General features: G+C 62.8%; 10 protein-coding genes. 1 reads left to right on the plus strand and 9 read right to left on the minus strand.

The window, feature by feature from the left end; translation table 11 throughout:
• Positions 1-95 precede the first annotated feature (95 nt).
• The 8 genes from ACFC25_RS12685 to ACFC25_RS12720 all read right to left on the minus strand — a co-directional run bounded on the left by ACFC25_RS12685 (position 96) and on the right by ACFC25_RS12720 (position 13,716).
• Positions 96-2,849, minus strand: coding sequence for a PKD domain-containing protein (locus ACFC25_RS12685; RefSeq protein WP_376045612.1), 2,754 nt, complete (start codon positions 2,847-2,849; stop codon positions 96-98).
• Between the two features lie 469 nt (positions 2,850-3,318).
• Positions 3,319-4,986, minus strand: coding sequence for a hypothetical protein (locus ACFC25_RS12690; RefSeq protein WP_376045614.1), 1,668 nt, complete (start codon positions 4,984-4,986; stop codon positions 3,319-3,321).
• A 56-nt stretch (positions 4,987-5,042) separates the two neighbouring features.
• The gene (locus ACFC25_RS12695; protein WP_376045617.1) at positions 5,043-9,476 is read right to left on the minus strand and encodes a PKD domain-containing protein; all 4,434 of its coding nucleotides are present in this window, start codon (positions 9,474-9,476) and stop codon (positions 5,043-5,045) included.
• Positions 9,477-9,528: 52 nt separating this feature from the next.
• On the minus strand, positions 9,529-10,443 hold the full coding sequence (locus tag ACFC25_RS12700; RefSeq protein ID WP_376045620.1) for a hypothetical protein: 915 nt from the start codon (positions 10,441-10,443) through the stop codon (positions 9,529-9,531).
• A complete protein-coding gene (locus ACFC25_RS12705; protein ID WP_376045623.1) occupies positions 10,440-11,183 on the minus strand; it encodes a hypothetical protein in 744 nt (247 codons plus the stop codon). The genes ACFC25_RS12700 and ACFC25_RS12705 overlap by 4 nt, the downstream gene beginning before the upstream one ends.
• A gap of 42 nt (positions 11,184-11,225) precedes the next feature.
• A complete protein-coding gene (locus ACFC25_RS12710) occupies positions 11,226-12,068 on the minus strand; it encodes a CDP-alcohol phosphatidyltransferase family protein (protein WP_376045626.1) in 843 nt (280 codons plus the stop codon).
• The gene (locus ACFC25_RS12715; RefSeq protein ID WP_376045629.1) at positions 12,068-13,258 is read right to left on the minus strand and encodes a DUF1972 domain-containing protein; all 1,191 of its coding nucleotides are present in this window, start codon (positions 13,256-13,258) and stop codon (positions 12,068-12,070) included. The genes ACFC25_RS12710 and ACFC25_RS12715 overlap by 1 nt, the downstream gene beginning before the upstream one ends.
• The gene (locus tag ACFC25_RS12720; RefSeq protein WP_376045632.1) at positions 13,255-13,716 is read right to left on the minus strand and encodes an adenylyltransferase/cytidyltransferase family protein; all 462 of its coding nucleotides are present in this window, start codon (positions 13,714-13,716) and stop codon (positions 13,255-13,257) included. The genes ACFC25_RS12715 and ACFC25_RS12720 overlap by 4 nt, the downstream gene beginning before the upstream one ends.
• Before the next feature lie 509 nt (positions 13,717-14,225).
• On the opposite strand from ACFC25_RS12720, the gene nhaA reads away from it, so the two are divergent.
• Complete coding sequence (gene nhaA / locus ACFC25_RS12725) at positions 14,226-15,569, plus strand: Na+/H+ antiporter NhaA (protein ID WP_376045635.1); 1,344 nt, start codon at positions 14,226-14,228, stop codon at positions 15,567-15,569.
• Between the two features lie 158 nt (positions 15,570-15,727).
• Here nhaA and sufU read toward each other — a convergent pair whose 3' ends face one another.
• Positions 15,728-16,177: a Fe-S cluster assembly sulfur transfer protein SufU gene (sufU, locus tag ACFC25_RS12730; protein WP_337346596.1), complete on the minus strand. Its 450-nt coding sequence runs from the start codon at positions 16,175-16,177 to the stop codon at positions 15,728-15,730.
• Positions 16,178-16,182 lie beyond the last annotated feature (5 nt).

Consider the following 16,182-nt stretch of genomic DNA (forward strand, 5'->3'; position numbering starts at 1 on the left):
AGGTGTGCCGCGAAAATGCGGCCCCCTGACGATCTGCTGCAAGCACTCAGGGAACGGGCCATCGGCCTGTTCCCTGAGTGCTTCGGCGTTTCGGCCTAGCCGGGCACCGAAGTGAAATCGTCGAACCGTGCAATCACCGGAGCATTCGTGGCGGCACTCGAGAGATAGGCCAACAGACCCACCGAACCGGCGCTTTGCAGCGCGGCCGTTGTGTCGGTCGAGGTCAGCATCCAGCCCGCTGGCTCGGCCGTTCCTGCACGCCAGGCCTTGGCCCGGATGGTGGTAGGTGAGGTTCCCGTCGCCTGGACACGCAGCCTGACTGCCTGCCCCGCCGTAATGGAGAAACCCGTCGAGGTCTGGCTGAGGGTGGTTTCACTGCCACCCGCCAGCCGGGTGATTTGCAGCGTCACCGCTCCGTTGGATTCCACCTTGATCTTGGCCCGATATTCGTTGCTGGCCACCCGCCTGCCGGTCACTCCGAGGAACGTCCCGCCGCCATTGCCGATCTTGTCGAGCGAGAGCGTTGCTGAGGTGTCGGCTGCTGTCACCGATACTCCCGGAAGATAGGCCGAGGGTCCCCGGCCTGCGGCCAGGTTTATGGCACCCAGGCCATTTCCCACCGCGAAGTACGACGACGATCCGTTCAGCGCCCAAGTGCCGCCGTCGTCGGCCGCGCCCCAGCCAGTGGACAGCGTCCGCTCGAAAGCATCGGAGGCCAACGCCCCGCCTGGAGTGGAATTCACGGTGACAGTCCGCGTGGTGCTCGCTGTGGCGCCGTCGTTGTCCGTCACTATCAGCGTGATGGTGTAGGTTCCTGCAGCAGCATAGGTGTGCTGCGCTGTCGCGCCGGTGGCTGTGCCGCCGTCGTCAAAGTCCCAATTGTAGGAACTGATGCTGCCGTCGGGGTCAGAAGAGGCGGAGCCGTTGACGGCCGCGCTGAGCCCGCTCACCGACGTGGTGAAAGAGGCCGACGGCGACTGGTTTCCGCCGGAACTGACCGTGACGTTCCGGGAGGTGCTGCTGCTTGCCCCACTGTTATCCCGGACCGTCAGGCTGATGCTGTAGGTGCCGGACGCAGCATAGGTATGGCTGGCGGTGGCGCCCGTAGCGGTGCCTCCGTCTCCGAAGGCCCAGGTATATGAGCTGATGCTGCCGTCCGGATCGGAGGAGGCGGAGCCGTTGACGCTGACCGTCAGTCCGCTGACGGACTCGGAGAAGCTGGCCACGGGCGGCTCATTGCTGGTTCCGGCAATGGATATCGTCCGGCTGTCCCCCGTGACAGTGTTGCCCAGCGGATCTGTAACCCTGATCCGATAACTGTGCGTTCCGCCAGCAAGCCCGCTGTCATTGAATGTCAGGGTGGGCCGCTGCCAGAACGTGGAGAGTTGTGAGACCGTGTAGGCCGGCAACCCGTTTCGGAGGACCGTATATGTCAGGTTGGAGTTGTCGCGGTCCCAATTCGACTGCCATTGAACTCGAACCTGGCCCGCCCCAGGGCTGCTCAGCGATGGCACAAAGTTGGAGCCGGAAACCCGTGGTCCCTGGTTGTTGGGAGCTATCTCCTTCACGGCAAAGCGTGACAGGCCCTGCTGCGGGCTCTGGTTTACGTTCCTGAACTCGCCCACCATCACGACGTAGTTGTTATTGCCAGTAACCGCCCACGGGCCCTGGCTTTGTCCGCTGGCCGTCCCGGTGTCCATATCGGGGAACCAGTTCAACATTGAGGGGGCGGGCTGGCCGGTGAAGGACGGATAGCCGTAGATGTCCTTCGTGAGGGTTCCGGTCGCCGCTTTGCCGAAGGACACAGCCCGGTGCCACGTCCGCGGAGTGGTTTCGGGGAAGCCGCCAAAATTCCCGCAGTAATGCGGGTGACCGGCTACGTACACGGCAGTGTTCGTGGCGAACGCACCGTAGGAGTCTCCGTGACAGTCCTCGATCCATTTAATCCTGGCGTCGGACCAGTTGGCTGCAAAGGCGCCCTCGAGGTTACCGCCAGTGCCAAAAATATAGCCTGTGCCGTAGAAAGTGGTCCCGTCGCTGGACAAGGAAAGGATGGCCGAGTCGGTACCGGCATTGCGCACGATGTCGTTTGCCTGGATAGCAAGCGTCGCACCGGTGGTCGCGTTGACCATGCCAAGCCCATAGCCGGGTCGGTTTGAACCGTTGAGGGTAGTGAAAGCGCCGCCGACAACCACGCGCTCTTCTTCGGGCGAGAGTGCCAAGGCATTGACGCGGCCGTTCGCCGCATTGGGGGCCCAGGACAGCAACGCCCCGTTGCTGGCGTTTACCGCGGCGAGGCGGTTGCGGGACGCCGAGCCCACATTTGTGAATGTGCCGCCGAACCAGACCGTGGAGTCGCTGGCCACGACGGCCCGGACGGTTGCGCCCACATTGGGAGCGAAACCGCTGATAAGTGCTCCGGAGTTCGGATCCAAAGCGGCAATTCGGTTCCGTGTTACTCCGTTCACCGTAGTGAAGTCACCACCGACGTAGATGCGGCTGCCGTCCGGCGAGGCCGTTATGGCCAAAGCCTGGCCATTCAGGACCGGGGCGAAGCTGGTCCTGAGCTGGCCGGTCGCCAGGTCGAAGGCAAGAATATTGCGCCGCGAAACCAGCTGCGTTCCAGGTGCAGCCCCGAAGGGTCGTGCGTTGTTGAACCTTCCGGCCACATAGACCGTGTTACCGACCGTGACCGCGTGCCAAGCCACGCCATCGTGCTGGGCAGTGGGGAGGCTGTCCGCCGTCACCGTGACAGGTGTTTTAGGGTCATTGGGGTTCACCGGTGCCGAGTCAGCGAAGGCAGGCGCACCCACCATCACGCCGGAAACAGCCAGGATCCAGGCAGCCATCGTACAGAGCATCCGAAGATACAGATGGACCCGGACGTCCCGTACCCGTCCCTTGGGCGCACTCCCCGGGGAACTATCCGCCGGCGGCAGGGGCCTCAATTCGTCAGTATCGGGCCGCGCCGGCTCAGTCGCCCAATGGCGCCCATACTTTCGTGGTTGCCATGACATCTCAGTGGCCTTTCAGCTCGAAGCTCGCCTTCAGCGGATCATCCAGTGGAAGTCACGCTGTCGTCATCGAAGCGCACCATTGCGGGTGCGTTTCCTGGGCGCTGAGCCGCCCACTTTTATTGGCAACTGGAGATCGTCCCCGCTGCGACACGACGGGAAACTCGGGCGGTGGGAACTCTTCCGCCTGTGATTTCCGTCATATATAGGTTAGCGCTTTCGTTGGACTTATTTCGAGTTTCTCCGCGAGGATTGTCATTGCTGGCCTTCGCGCCGGTAACTCCCACAACATAGCTCCCATGCTTCACTTCGCCGTGAAGCTGACGGTTGTGGAGGGCTTTGAATTCCCGAAGGGATCCTTGACCACAATCCTGTAACTGTGCGCAGACCCGGAGGCCACCGTGTCCAAGTACTCCAAAGTAGGCCTGTTCCAAAATGTCGTCGCTTTCGCCTGGGTGTTGACCACAACGCCGTCCCGATAAACCTGGTATGTGAGGTTGCTGTTGTCCCGGTCCCAGTTGGACTGCCAGCGGACCTTGATCTGGCCCTTGGCGGGCGAGCTCAGGGCCGGGTTCGTGGCGGCGGCCGACGACCTCGGACCTTCCTTATTGGGCGCAAGCGAAGAAACGGCAAAACGCACAAGACCTTGCTGGCCTTTGAAGTTCACCGTCTTGAATTCCCCTCCCATCAGGATGTACTGGCTGTTGCCCGTGACATGCCAAGGACCTTGGTTCTGGCCCGTGGCCGTGCCCGTATCCATGTCCGGGAACCAGGTCAGCAACTCTGGCGCTGGCTGGCCTGTAAAGCTCTTGTACCCCTGGGTGTCCGCCGTTAAGGTCCTGGTAGCTGCCTTGCTGAACGCGATCGCCCGATGCCATGTCCTTGGACTCGTCTCCGGGAAGCCACCAAGGTTTCCGCAATAGTGGGGATGCCCTGCGACGTAGGCAGCCGTGTTGTTCGCGAACAGGCTGTACGAGTCTCCATGACAATCCTCAAGCCACTTAAGTCCCAAATTCGACCAGTTGGCCGAGAAAGCACCCTCCAAAAGGCCTGTGCCGGCGAAGTCGTAAGCCGTGCCGTACCAGTTGGTGCCATCCGTAGACAGAGACGTAATTGCCGCACCGCTGCCTGCATTGCGAACCACATCGTTGACTGGCGTCGCAATGATGCCGCCGGATACCGCATCCGTTGCGCCAAGACCATACCCGGGCTTCGAGGAACCGTTCAGCGTGGTGAAGGCCCCTCCGGCGACCACGCGCTTGTAATCGGGCGAAACTACCAGGGCATTGACCCGGCCACCGCTGGCATTAGGGTTCCACGCCAACATGAATCCATCGGAGGACCGGAAGGCCGCCAGCCTGTTGCGCGCCACAGTGCCGACTGTGGTGAAGAGGCCGCCCACCCACACTGTGTCTGCAGAAGCGACCACCGCACGGACCGAGCCGTTCACCTTGGGCGCGAAGCCGCTCAGCACTGCGCCCGTGGTTGGGTTGAGCGCTACCACCCGGTTTCTGGTCTGGCCACTGACCGACGTGAAATCGCCACCGACATAGAGCCGGGATTTGTCCGGCGAAGTGGTGATCGTGAGGCCCTGGGCATTGAGGGTCGGGGCAAAGGACGAAATCAGCGCGCCCGTGGTCAAGCTGTAGGCCAGGATGTTCTGTCGTGGCACAGTCTGTGATCCCGGTGCTGCACCGGCCGGACGGGCAGAGCTGAATTTGCCCACAGCATAGACGGTGTTCCCGATGATCGTCTGCGACCAGACAACTCCGTCTATCTGGACTGTTGGCAGGGCATCCGCCGACACAGTTACCGGTGTCTTAGGATCGTTTGGATTCGTCGGTGCCGTATCGGCAAAACCTTGGGGCATAGCGATGATGGAGGCGGCAAGCAGCATAAAACCAGCTGCGAGGGCGGCGACCGGCTTGCCGCCGCCCTTTCGTGAAACGTGTGCTTTTAGTACGTGGTTCATACTGTTCCTTCCCGCACTAGGCGGACGGCTGTGAACCAGTCATAGGCTCCGCCGGCTCACGGTGTGGTCACGGCAAAGTCGTCGAAGCGGACGGCTACGGGAGCATTGGTTGCGGTGCCCCACAAGTAGGACATCAGGCCAACGTAACCCGCCGCCTGCAGGGCCGCCGTTGTGTCCGTCGCCGTCAGCTGCCAATCCGCTGGCTCCGTGGCTCCGTCCCGCCAGACTTTCGCCCGGAGCGTGGTGGGATTCGTCCCGGTGACCTGGAGCCGTATCTGTACCTGATCGTTGGCTACGAGCGTGAGTCCCGGGATCGAGATCGACTGCAAGGTTGTTTCCGCTCCGGCCGAAAGCCTCGTCAGATACAGCGAAGTCGTCCCGTTGGCAAAGATCCGCAGCTTTGCCCGGTACTCGTTCCCAGTACCGACCTTGCGGCCTATCACGCCGACAAACGATCCTCCCCCGGTGGCTATCTTGTCCTGGGAGACTTTGACGCGTACATCGGTGTCGGTTGCACTGACGGCCTGCAGGCCTGCCCAAGGTCCTGCATTTGGAGCTCCCAAGAGCATGGTTCCAACGCCGTTTCCAACATTGTAGGAGCCACCTCCTACGGTCCAGGCGCCGCCGTTGTCGGCGCTGCCCCAGCCAGAAGCCACGGTCCTGCCGAAAGCGTCTGCTGCCAGGACGCCTGGCGGCGGCGGAGCAGCCACAGTGACCGGTTGCGTCACGGCGTTCGTGGCGCCGTCGTCATCTGTCACCGTCAGCGTCACCTGGTAGGTGTTGGCGGCGGCATAGGCGTGCGACGGCGTCGCGCCGCTTCCCGTGGTGCCGTCACCGAAGTCCCAGGCGTAGTTGGTGATCGTGCCGTCGCTATCCGAGGATGTTCCGGCGTTCAGGTTGGCCGTCAGTCCGCTGGTGGTGGACGTGAAGGCGGCAATAGGCGCCGCGTTTGCCACCGGGGCGCCGCCCGCGGTGACGTTGAGGTTGTCGTAGCGCAGCGTGACGGGTGCGTTGGTTGCACTGGCGGACAGGTAGGACACGAGGCCGGTCCCACCAGCGACCTGTAGGCCTGCCGTGTTGTCACTTGCCGTCAGCTGCCAGGCGGCAGGCTCCGCTGCAGATGCCCGCCAGACTTTGGCTGTGAGGGACGTCGGGGACGTGCCCTCAAGCCGTAGCCTCAGGACGACCGGATCGTTGGCCGCGACTGTGAGTCCGGCGACGTTGACCTGGGCCAGTGTCGTCTCCGTTCCGCTGACCACGCGGGTCAGGTAGAGCGTCACCACACCGTTGCTCGCCACTTTGATCTTGGCGCGGTAGTCGGTGTTGGCGGCGTCGTCGGCAAGCCTGCGTCCAAGCAAGGAGGCAAACCAGCCTCCGCCGGTGGATGGCTTGTCGGCGGTCACGGTCACCCGCGAATCGTTGGCCGCGGTGGAAACGGACTTCAGAAGTGCCATTCGGCTCTGGCCTGCACCCAGCGAGACTGCTCCGCTGCCATTGTTGACGGCGAAGCTGGACGTTCCACTGGTTATGGTCCAGGCCCCGCCAGTATCGGCGGTGCCCCAACCACCCGTGGAGGTCCGGCCGAAGGCGTCGGCGGCCAGGACTGTGTTAGCCGGGGGTGCCGTCACCGTGACGTTCTTGGTCACTGTTCCGGTGGCACCGTCGTCGTCCGTCACTGTCAGCTTCACCGCATAGGTGCCTTCGGCCGCGTAGGTGTGGTTCGCCGTCGCGCCCGTTGCACTGGTGGCGTCGCCGAAGTCCCAGGCGTAGCCGGCGATGGTGCCGTCGGCGTCTGCCGAGGCTGAGCCGTCGAAGGCCGCCGCGAGATTGCTGGCAGTGAAGCTGAAGTCAGCCACCGGCACCTGGTTGGGCGGCGGAGCCGTCACCGTCACGGGATGGGTCACCGAATTAGTGAGGCCCGTGTTGTCAGTCACGGTGAGTGTAACGTCGTACGTCCCTCCTGCAGCGTAAACGTGCTGGGCAGTGACGCCGGAGCCTGTGCCGCCGTCGCCGAAGTTCCAGGCGTAGTCTGTGATCGGCCCGTTCGCGTCGGAGGATGTTGTGCCGTCAACAGAGGCTGTCAAGCCTTCTGTAGTCGAGGTGAATGCTGCCACTGGCGGGGCCGGCGGAGCGTTGACGTTCCGGCCTGAAGCAACGTAGTGCGCCTGGATCCGGGACAGCGGGAGGACGGAGGGGTAGATGGCGACGTCGTCCAATTGGCCGTTGAAGTACCGGTTGGTTGGCCGGTTGGTCCAGCTTCCGAGGTTGTCCCCGCCGATCCTCCAGAAGCCGTCGAACTGCCACGCTGACGTGACGTCGGTTCGGCTTCCCACCAGCACGCCGTCGACAAACAACTGCATGCCGTTGCTGCCCAGGGTGGCCACTACGTGGTGCCATTGGTTGTCGTTGTAGCTGGCTACAGAGCTCACTGTTTGGCGTGTGACTCCATTTGGCCGGACTCCAAAGAACAGCCTGCCGAGGTTGGACATGTAAAGCACCCGATCGAAATCGGTGGACACCGTGGTCTGGGTGTTGCCATATCCGAAGATCTGGCCGCCAGTGATGGATCCGGTCTTGAACCAGGCCTCCTGGCTGAAGACCTGCGGCCTGAAGTCCAGTGTTCGGTCGACGGCAATCCCATCCAATGTGCCGTTGAAAGTTGCAGCCGTATCGGTTTCCCCGCCGATCGCGCCCGGCGCACCCAGGGTCACGCCCGGGCGGAAGAGCAAGTCATCCTTGCCTGCGAGATCGACGCCCGCGGTGCCGCTTGGATCGCCGAGCCGCCAGTAGTTGTTCGGCTCGTCCGCCAGGACGCTTTGGGCGTAGGAACCTGGCGGCGTAACTGAGCCGGCCACTGTGATGTTGATGGTCTCGCTGCGGGCATCGTTTCCGAACGGATCAATGGCGAAGATCCTGTATCCGTAACTCTGTCCGGGGACCAGCCCCGTGTCCAGGAACGTCATGCCGGGGCGGTTCCAGAATGTGGAAGCCTGGTCGATCGTGGCGATGACTGCGCCGTTGCGCCGGACCTCGTAGGTCAGGTTCTCGTTATCCTGATCCCAGTTTGCCTGCCAGCGGACGCGGACCTGGCCGGCAGCCGGCGTGGAGAGCGTCGGGTTGAAGTTCAGGCCGTCGACCCGGGGGCCCCTCAGGTCGGGAGCGATGTTGCTCTTCGCGAAGCGGACAAGGCCCTGCTGCTGTTGGTTGTTGACGATGGTGAACTCACCGGCCATGACCACATAGTCTGAGTTGCCAGTGACCGTCCAGGGGCCTTGGTCCTGCCCTGTGATCGTTCCGGAATTCATGTACGGGAACCAGTTCTGCAACGAGGGCGCAGGTGTGCCCGCGTAGTTTGTGTACCCATGGGTTTCCTGCGTCAGGACCCCGGTAGCTGCCTTGCTGAACGCCAGGCCCCGCTGGAACTCCCAAGGTTCCGCCTGCGGGAATCCTCCGACGTTCCCGCAATAGTGGGCGTGACCTGCCAAGTAGACCACGTCATCCATTGGAAAGACTGAATAAGTGTCGCCGTGGCAGTCTTCGATCCACTTGGTGGAGTCGTCCGACCAGTTGACGGAGAACACGCCTTCGAGGGTGCTCGTGCGGCCGAAAGTGTAGCCGCCGCCATACACGTTGGTTCCGTCGGAGGCCAACGTTGTGATGGAGCCGTTTGTTCCGCCGTTGCGGACCACGTTGTTGATCTGGAACGGGAGGTTTGCGCCAAGGTTGGTGTCCACCTTGCCCAGACCGAAACCCGGATTGGCGGAGCCGTTCAACGAGGTGAATGCACCGCCGACCACCATGCTCGCTCCGTCAGGTGACAATGCAAGGGCGTTTACCCGGCCGCCGACGGCGAGCGGATTCCAAGGAAGGAGCGCACCGTTCGACGCCGAGACGGCAGCCAGCCGATCGCGGCTGACCGAGCCAACCGCGTTGAAAAGTCCGCCAAGGTAGACGGTGGTTGGAGTCGCCACGATGGCCCGCACGGATGCAGACATCCGCGGCAGGAAACTTGTGATGAGGTTTCCACTGGTGGGGTTCAACGCAACTACACGCCAGACCGTGGAGCCGTTGATGGACGTGAAGGCTCCGCCGACGTACAGCCGTGTTCCATCCGGAGACGCTGCCAAGGCGGTCACTTCACCGTTGAAGCTGGGAGCGAACGGCAGCAGCGCACCCGTGGTGAGGTTGTAGGCAAGGATGTTGTTTCGAACTACTCCTCCGGTACCGGGTGCCGCTCCGGCTGGCCGGGCCTCCGTGAAGTTTCCGCCCACATAGACCGTGTTGCCGATGATCACCTGAGTCCATGCGACTCCGTTGATCTGGGCAGTCGGCAGTCCGTCAGCGGATACCGTGACAGGTACCCCTGCAGCGGGTGCAGTGTCTGCGGCCGCCGGCAAGGCTCCGCCCACCACACCGAGAGAAATCGCCAGGGCCGCGCTGAGGGAGACTGCAAGGAAGGATCTTAGGAGGCGCAGCTTTGTGCGGACCATCCGTAGCGCCGTCGCTTCGGGCACGATGCGATTCCCGCCCCCCGATTGTCCGTTAACTCGCATTGCTCTCTCCATCCTTGAGGGTTCCGGCGTCGCCGGCAGTCATAAGGGCCATTACGTCCGAGGTTGAGTACAGAGCCCGGATCCAATCGTCGTTGCGGTGTAATCCCACGTTCACGTCGCTCAAGGCGTGGGCTTGGCTGCCGGGGATCATTGGGAAGTGACGGGCTACCTCGCGCACCTGCCTTGTCTGGATGCCTGCCCCAAGGGCTACCCAATGGAGCCAGATGTCGTCGGCTCCCGGGCAGAAGTCCATGAACTGGTCCCCACGCGTCCTGAGTTCCCGCAGCATGCCTGGCGGGTAGATGACTCCCGAGACGCCCAGCGCAAAATTGTTGAGGCCGGGGGAAGTGTCCCGGCGTTGCGTCCAATCCTTGTAACGGGAGATGCTTCCGTCGTTGAGGCTGATCATCCGCACCCAGTGTCCATGGACCATATCCGGATGCTCGTGGTTGGCCTCGACAAGGGTTTGGAGCCACCGTGACGGATAGATGATGTCGTCGTCGGCTGTGGCGAGGGGGCAATCGAACTCAGCCGAAGACTCAACATACGGAAAGTACTTTGTGTGCGGGCCGAAGTTCCTGGTCAACCTGGTTTCCAGGCCACGCCGCTGAAGACGCAGCAAAGCGGGGGTCCGATGCTCGAATGCCGCCGGATCGTCCAACCACAGGATCATCCGCTTCGGCTTGACTGTCCCCCTCGCAATCGACTCAAGGGCGATGTCCACCGTCCGCAGCCGGGCGCCGTAGCTTGTCATGGACACGACGACGTCGGCCGTGCCCGTGACCGGTTCACGCACCAGCAGGTTTCGGCACCGAAGAATCAGCAGGCCGCCATAGGCACGGATCCGCTTGAATACCTTACGGACACGCTTGACGGCGGACCGTGCCACGGGATGAGCGCTCATGCCGGTGCCTGCCCTTCAAAAGCGGCTATCGGGGTGGCGGCGTCAAGGTTAAGGTAGATCTTCACAAGGTTCCGGGCATCCTTCGGAACTCCGAAGACAAAGACCCCCGAAGCGCTCGTGCCTGGGGCGACGCTGGCGGGGAACGGCACAGTACCGGGGCCGCTCAGCGTGCTTGCTGGAGAGTCGTCCTGTCCGTAACTGACGTTGATGACAGCCGGGTCCAAGGAAATCTCGGCGCCAGTATCGTTCTGCACGGTCACCTTGAACCGGATAGCGGGGCCGGCGATCTCGCCGATGCCGATGGCTTCCCCTTCCACGGCAACAAGTTCGCTGATCGTCGCGGACACGCCTGACTTCACAACCTTCGTGGCGACCAGCGGTACGGGTGGTGCCACGGGTTGGTCGATGGTTGCCAGTTCTTCGTCGCTCTTGTTCGAACGGTCCACGGGAGCCGGATCGCCGGGCTGCGGAACAGCCGCCGCCGTGGCCGGGCCAGTGGTCTCCGGCGGTGGTGAGGAACTGCCGGGGTCAGGGGTCGTGGTAGGACTAGCGGAAGGTCCGGCCGTCTGCGTTGCTGATTCGGTCGGGCTCGCGGAGGGCCCAAGCGAATCCGGGCTCTGCACCGAACCCGGGCTCTGTGCGGACATTTCGGATGCCCCCCATTGAGTGAAGGTCCAGATTGCTCCGGCCGCTGCCAACAGGGCCAGCACCAGGGCGAAGCCGACCCACCGTGGACTCATTCGTCCATGGTCCCTTGCGTTGTTCCCCGGCTCGCTCATGTCCTATGCCCCAAGATCAGATAGTGTCGCTACGCCGCTTCCGGCCTGGTTCCGTTTCGGAGGCGTAGTGGACGGCGTGCCATAGAGGATTTGCAACTCCCGGAACCACTTCACCGAAGCCATCGCCAGGAAGGCTGCGGTTGCGGCGAAAATTGCGGTGTAAATGGCCATGAACAGTGGGGTGGCGCCGTAAACGAAGAAGCTCAGGCACAGGACGCCGTAGTCCATGGGGACCACGAGGACAGAACGAAGCCACGAGGGTCCTGACGCATCGTTGGCCAGCGAAACCACTCCGCGTTGCCTGCGCAGTTGCTCGGTGAGAATCATGCTGAAGAACAACACTGCTGCCACGACGGCGGACCCCAAGGGAACAAGCAGCCAAATTTGGTCCACTGCTTCGAAACGGTAGAGGGCAACGAGCAACGCAAGGGGCAGAACCGACGTCTTGACGGAGTCCACCATGTGGTCGAGCCACTCACCGGCAGGCGAGCCCTTGCCTGTAAGTCGCGCGAGCTGTCCGTCCGCCGAATCCAGGGCGTACCCCACAACCAGGCACAGCGAGACCGCGATGCCCAGCCCCCACGACGGCGGGAAGGCCACGAGCAGACCGATGCCGGAGAAGGTGAAGACTGCGCTGATCGCCGTCACAGCATTGGGCGTCAGTCCCAAACCAAATGCGGCTGCCGCCAAATACCGTCCCAGCCGCCGGTTCACGAACCTCGAGTAGGCCGGCGCACCCCGCGCCGCCGTCTTTTGCGCGCCTGAAAGCCGGGAGACGGCGTCGCGGTAGCCTGCGTAGGGCATGAGCTCTGCGGCGGCGGCCACCTTCGCATGTTGCCCGGACATCAGCGCGCTCCTACGGTGTTACGCCGCTTGAGGGCGTGCTTGGGACTCCGCTGGCGGTCCGGCCGTGCCAGGGCACGAGCAGGCTGGTGTGCCAGGACGAGGTCGCCGCACAGCTGTTCATATCCCGCCGCGACCATGTCCCAGTCGAACCTCCGGGCGAGCTGCTGCCCCAGCGCGCCCCTCTCCCGCAGAGCGGGCAGCTGCACCTCAGCCTCCTCTGCAAGCGCCGTGACGTCGTCGGGGCCAACGAAATACCGGCCGGAGTCCGAAAGCACCTCGCGGTTGAAGTCGACGTCGAACGCATTTGTCGCCGCCGCGGAACCGATCGCACGGAGGAGAGAGGGGTTGGTGCCACCTACCGAATGGCCGTGCCAGTAGACGAGGCAGTGGGCGTAGAGCTGGTCCAGTAATTCCTGGTCCCAGACGCCACCAACAAACCGAACGCGTTCGTCGCCGAGATGGTGAACCAAGCGTGTGTATTCATCCGAATACGGTGCCGAGCCCACCACTATTAACGGTGCCTTCGCCTGGCTGCGGACGTAGCCTTCCACGATCAGGTCGACGTGGTTTTCAGGCTCGAAGCGCGCTACGACCAGATGATAGCTGCGGGGCTCAACCCCGAGTTCTGCCAGCCTGTGCGATGGGGCGTTGTCCAGTATTGGCGCACCGTACGCCAAATAGACGGTTTCGGCGGCGAACTTGTCCCGGTAGTAGTTCTGGATGCCCACAGCATCCGCGATCAGCGCATCGGACCAGCGGACAGCCAAAGCCTCCACGCTTAGGTAGTACCGCTGCCCTCCCCGGCCCCACTTGGCCCGTTTCCATTCAAGGCCGTCCACGTGCGTTGCGACAGGTATGCCGGCAGCCCTGAAGAGGGGTAGGTACGGGGCGTTGGCCGCGTTGAAGACGATGGCCGCGTCGGGCCGGTGACGCAGCAGGTGCATTACTGAAAGGCCGGTATGGCTCAACGTCTCCAGTGCTCGCTTATGCATCGCCGGCAAGTAGACCAGGTCCATGCCGAGGTACGTCGATTCACGCGTCGCGCTGCCATCAAGGTCACGGCAGTAAACCGTCACCTTGTGTCCCCGGGCGCACAGTCTCTGGCCAATCTCTTCGATGGCTGTCTCGAATCCGCCGTAATGGGCGGGGACACCACGCGTCCCCACCATCGCGATTCTCAGTCCATTCATCGCTGTACCTCGTGGATCCGGCCTTCCGGGCCGACCGGGTGATTGATAAGTTCAAGGGCAGTGCGCAGGACCGAGCTTGACGTGTGCACGGTATAGGGGAAGTAGACAACTTCGACGCCAACCTCGCCGAATGCCCGCTCCAGCCGCTTACCTTCGGGCGTACCACGCCAGTCATCACCCTTGAAGAACACATTGAACCTCAGTTCTTCCCACACCTGGAGCTTGTCCGGAATCAGCTCCGCATACACCTTGTCGACATACGTGATGTTTTTGACGATCTCCAACCGCTCGGCAAGCGGCACCACCGGGAGGTGGCCCTTGGCCCTTTCGAGAATCTCGTCGGAGACGACGCCGGCGATCAGATAGTCGCATTGCGCCTTGGCGTGCTTGAGGATATTGAGGTGACCTATGTGAAACAGGTCAAACGCGCCTGCTGCATAGCCGATTCTTAGGCCCACGCCATGCCTCCTTCCAATTCTTGGCCGGCTAAGCCAGCGGTGTGTGGGAGGGCTTAGTCTCAGGAAGTTCCAAGACTTCGGCTCTGACCGCAGCGCCGGCGGATCCGGCGCGCCCTGATGCAGGAGCAATAAGTGCTGTGAGTTCGCAGGAGTCAGGTTGGTGAGCCAAAAGGCGCGGCGTCCCGTTGCTCGAAACAATGCCCGCACTTCGGTAGTGTTCGCTTTTAGGGACGGCGAATACCCTGACCTGGCTCATCCTGAGACCTCTTCTGGGTGGGTTCCTGGAATTAGTACAAGTCAAGCCCCTTGGCACATGGGGTGCACCCGTAATTGCTACCTGTCTTGACTACTGGCGGCTACCTGTTTGTACTCAGGTGGATCCGGGGCAGCTACTTGAATGAGGCCATGCCCTGGCCCGCCCCGAGGGAAGCGTCGTCTAGACTGGTCAAAGGTGCGCCGGGAAGTCTGGTCGGCAATATTTTTGTCGACCCCTTGTTTAGGACACCTTCGTGAATAAAAACCCGTCTGCTCCTCAGCGCTCCTCCGTTTTGGGACGAGGAAGCTACGCCGAAGTGCTGCGCATCGGCGAGATCCTGCGGAAGGAAACCGTTGGCGGTATCTTGTTGGTCGCCGCAGCGGTCATTGCCCTGATCTGGGCAAACTCCCCGGCTTCCGACAGCTACTTCGCTTTGCGCGACTTCCGCATCGGCTTCGAGCCGTGGCACCTGGAACTCAGCCTGGGGGCGTGGGCCGCCGACGGATTGTTGGCGATCTTCTTCTTCCTCGTCGGGCTGGAACTCAAACGTGAGTTCGTGGCCGGAGACCTTCGCCAATTCAGTAAATCCGTGGTGCCCATCGCGGCGGCCGTTGGAGGCGTCGCAGTCCCTGCAGTCATCTATGCGCTGATCAATCTGACCAGTCCTGGGACCCTGCGGGGCTGGGCTATCCCCACGGCGACGGACATCGCCTTCGCCGTGGCCGTGTTGGCGATCATCGGGTCGCACCTGCCCAGTGCGCTACGGATCTTCCTCCTGACTTTGGCCGTGGTCGATGACCTCCTGGCCATCAGCATCATCGCGGTGTTCTATTCCAGCAACATCCAGGCCGGGCCGCTGCTGCTGGCCCTCATTCCGCTGGCGGTGTACACCTTCCTGGCCCAGAAGTACCGCCGGTTCTTCGGGACCAGACCCGCTGCGGCGTGGGTGATCCTCCTTCCCTTGGGCGTGATCACCTGGGCATTGGTGCACGCCTCCGGCATCCACGCCACCGTCGCCGGTGTACTGCTGGGGTTCGCCATCCCTGTCATCCGGTCGCAGGCCAGCGGCGGCCCCGCTGCAGGACCTGGCCTCTCTGAGATCTTCGAACACCGCTTCCGGCCGATTTCAGCCGGCATCGCGGTCCCGGTCTTTGCCTTCTTCTCCGCCGGTGTCGCCGTGGGTGGCCGGGATGGTCTGATCTCGGCTCTGACTGACCCTGTAGCCATCGGCATCATCGTGGCGTTGGTGTTGGGCAAACCGATTGGGATCCTGGGCACCACATGGCTCCTCACAAAGGCCACCAGAGCGTCCTTGGACAGGTCCTTGAAGTGGATTGATGTATTTGGGATGTCCCTTTTGGCCGGGATCGGCTTCACGGTTTCGCTCCTCGTGGCCGAGCTGAGCTTCGGACAGGGCAGCGCCCACGATGACCACGCCAAGGTGGGGATCCTCGCCGCATCGCTGCTGGCCGCCCTCTTAGCCGCGGCAGTCCTGGGCACCCGGAACCGTCAGTACCGTGCCGTAGAGGCGGAGGAGGCCGTCGACACTGACCGGGACGGAGTCCCGGACGTTTACGAAGAAGACCGCCGCCCGTGACCTTATCCGGCCCGCACATGTGGAGGCGTCATCGATGATGGCGTGGTCGGGGTCCAAAGCGTGGACCGTGACGAAGTGTGCGACCCTGCCCGGGAACAGCACCACGGCTACCAGCACTCCGACGAGGCCGCGGGGAACTCAGGAAGGTGGCATCAGGCTCAGGATGCCTGGTTCAGGGCGTCCTCTGCCGCTACCCAGGAAATCATGGCGCACTTGACCCTGGCTGCGTAACGGGCCACACCCTCAAACGCGGCGGCGTCGCCAAGGATCTCAGGATCGGCGTGGATCTTTCCGCGGGACCGCAAGACTTCGCGGAAGTTATCGATGATCGTGTGGAGTTCGGCCACTGACAGCCCTTCGGCCAGCTCGCTCAGGACTGAGGCTGAGGCCATGGAGATGGAGCAGCCCTCGCCGTCCCAGGAAACCTGTGCAACCTTGCCGTCCGCCACCGCAACCCGGAGTGTGACTTCGTCGCCGCAGACGGGGTTGAGCTGGTGTGACTGCCCGGTGGAGGCGCCCTCGGGCGCAGCCGCACCGGCAAGGCCGCTGCCGTGGCGGACTTTGGAATGGTCCAGGATGATCTGCTGGTACAACTGGTCAAGGCTCATGATCG

Origin of the sequence: Pseudarthrobacter sp. NPDC055928 (assembly GCF_042270935.1) — a bacterium.
In the GTDB taxonomy this organism is placed as follows: domain Bacteria; phylum Actinomycetota; class Actinomycetes; order Actinomycetales; family Micrococcaceae; genus Arthrobacter.

Bases quoted from the DNA above. Each gene is read 5' to 3' on its own strand.
- ACFC25_RS12685 (WP_376045612.1), bottom strand. From the start codon at position 2,849: ATGGCTGCCTGGATCCTGGCTGTTTCCGGCGTGATGGTGGGTGCGCCT.
- ACFC25_RS12690 (WP_376045614.1), bottom strand. From the start codon at position 4,986: ATGAACCACGTACTAAAAGCACACGTTTCACGAAAGGGCGGCGGCAAG.
- ACFC25_RS12695 (WP_376045617.1), bottom strand. From the start codon at position 9,476: ATGGTCCGCACAAAGCTGCGCCTCCTAAGATCCTTCCTTGCAGTCTCC.
- ACFC25_RS12700 (WP_376045620.1), bottom strand. From the start codon at position 10,443: ATGAGCGCTCATCCCGTGGCACGGTCCGCCGTCAAGCGTGTCCGTAAG.
- ACFC25_RS12705 (WP_376045623.1), bottom strand. From the start codon at position 11,183: ATGAGTCCACGGTGGGTCGGCTTCGCCCTGGTGCTGGCCCTGTTGGCA.
- ACFC25_RS12710 (WP_376045626.1), bottom strand. From the start codon at position 12,068: ATGTCCGGGCAACATGCGAAGGTGGCCGCCGCCGCAGAGCTCATGCCC.
- ACFC25_RS12715 (WP_376045629.1), bottom strand. From the start codon at position 13,258: ATGAATGGACTGAGAATCGCGATGGTGGGGACGCGTGGTGTCCCCGCC.
- sufU (WP_337346596.1), bottom strand. From the start codon at position 16,177: ATGAGCCTTGACCAGTTGTACCAGCAGATCATCCTGGACCATTCCAAA.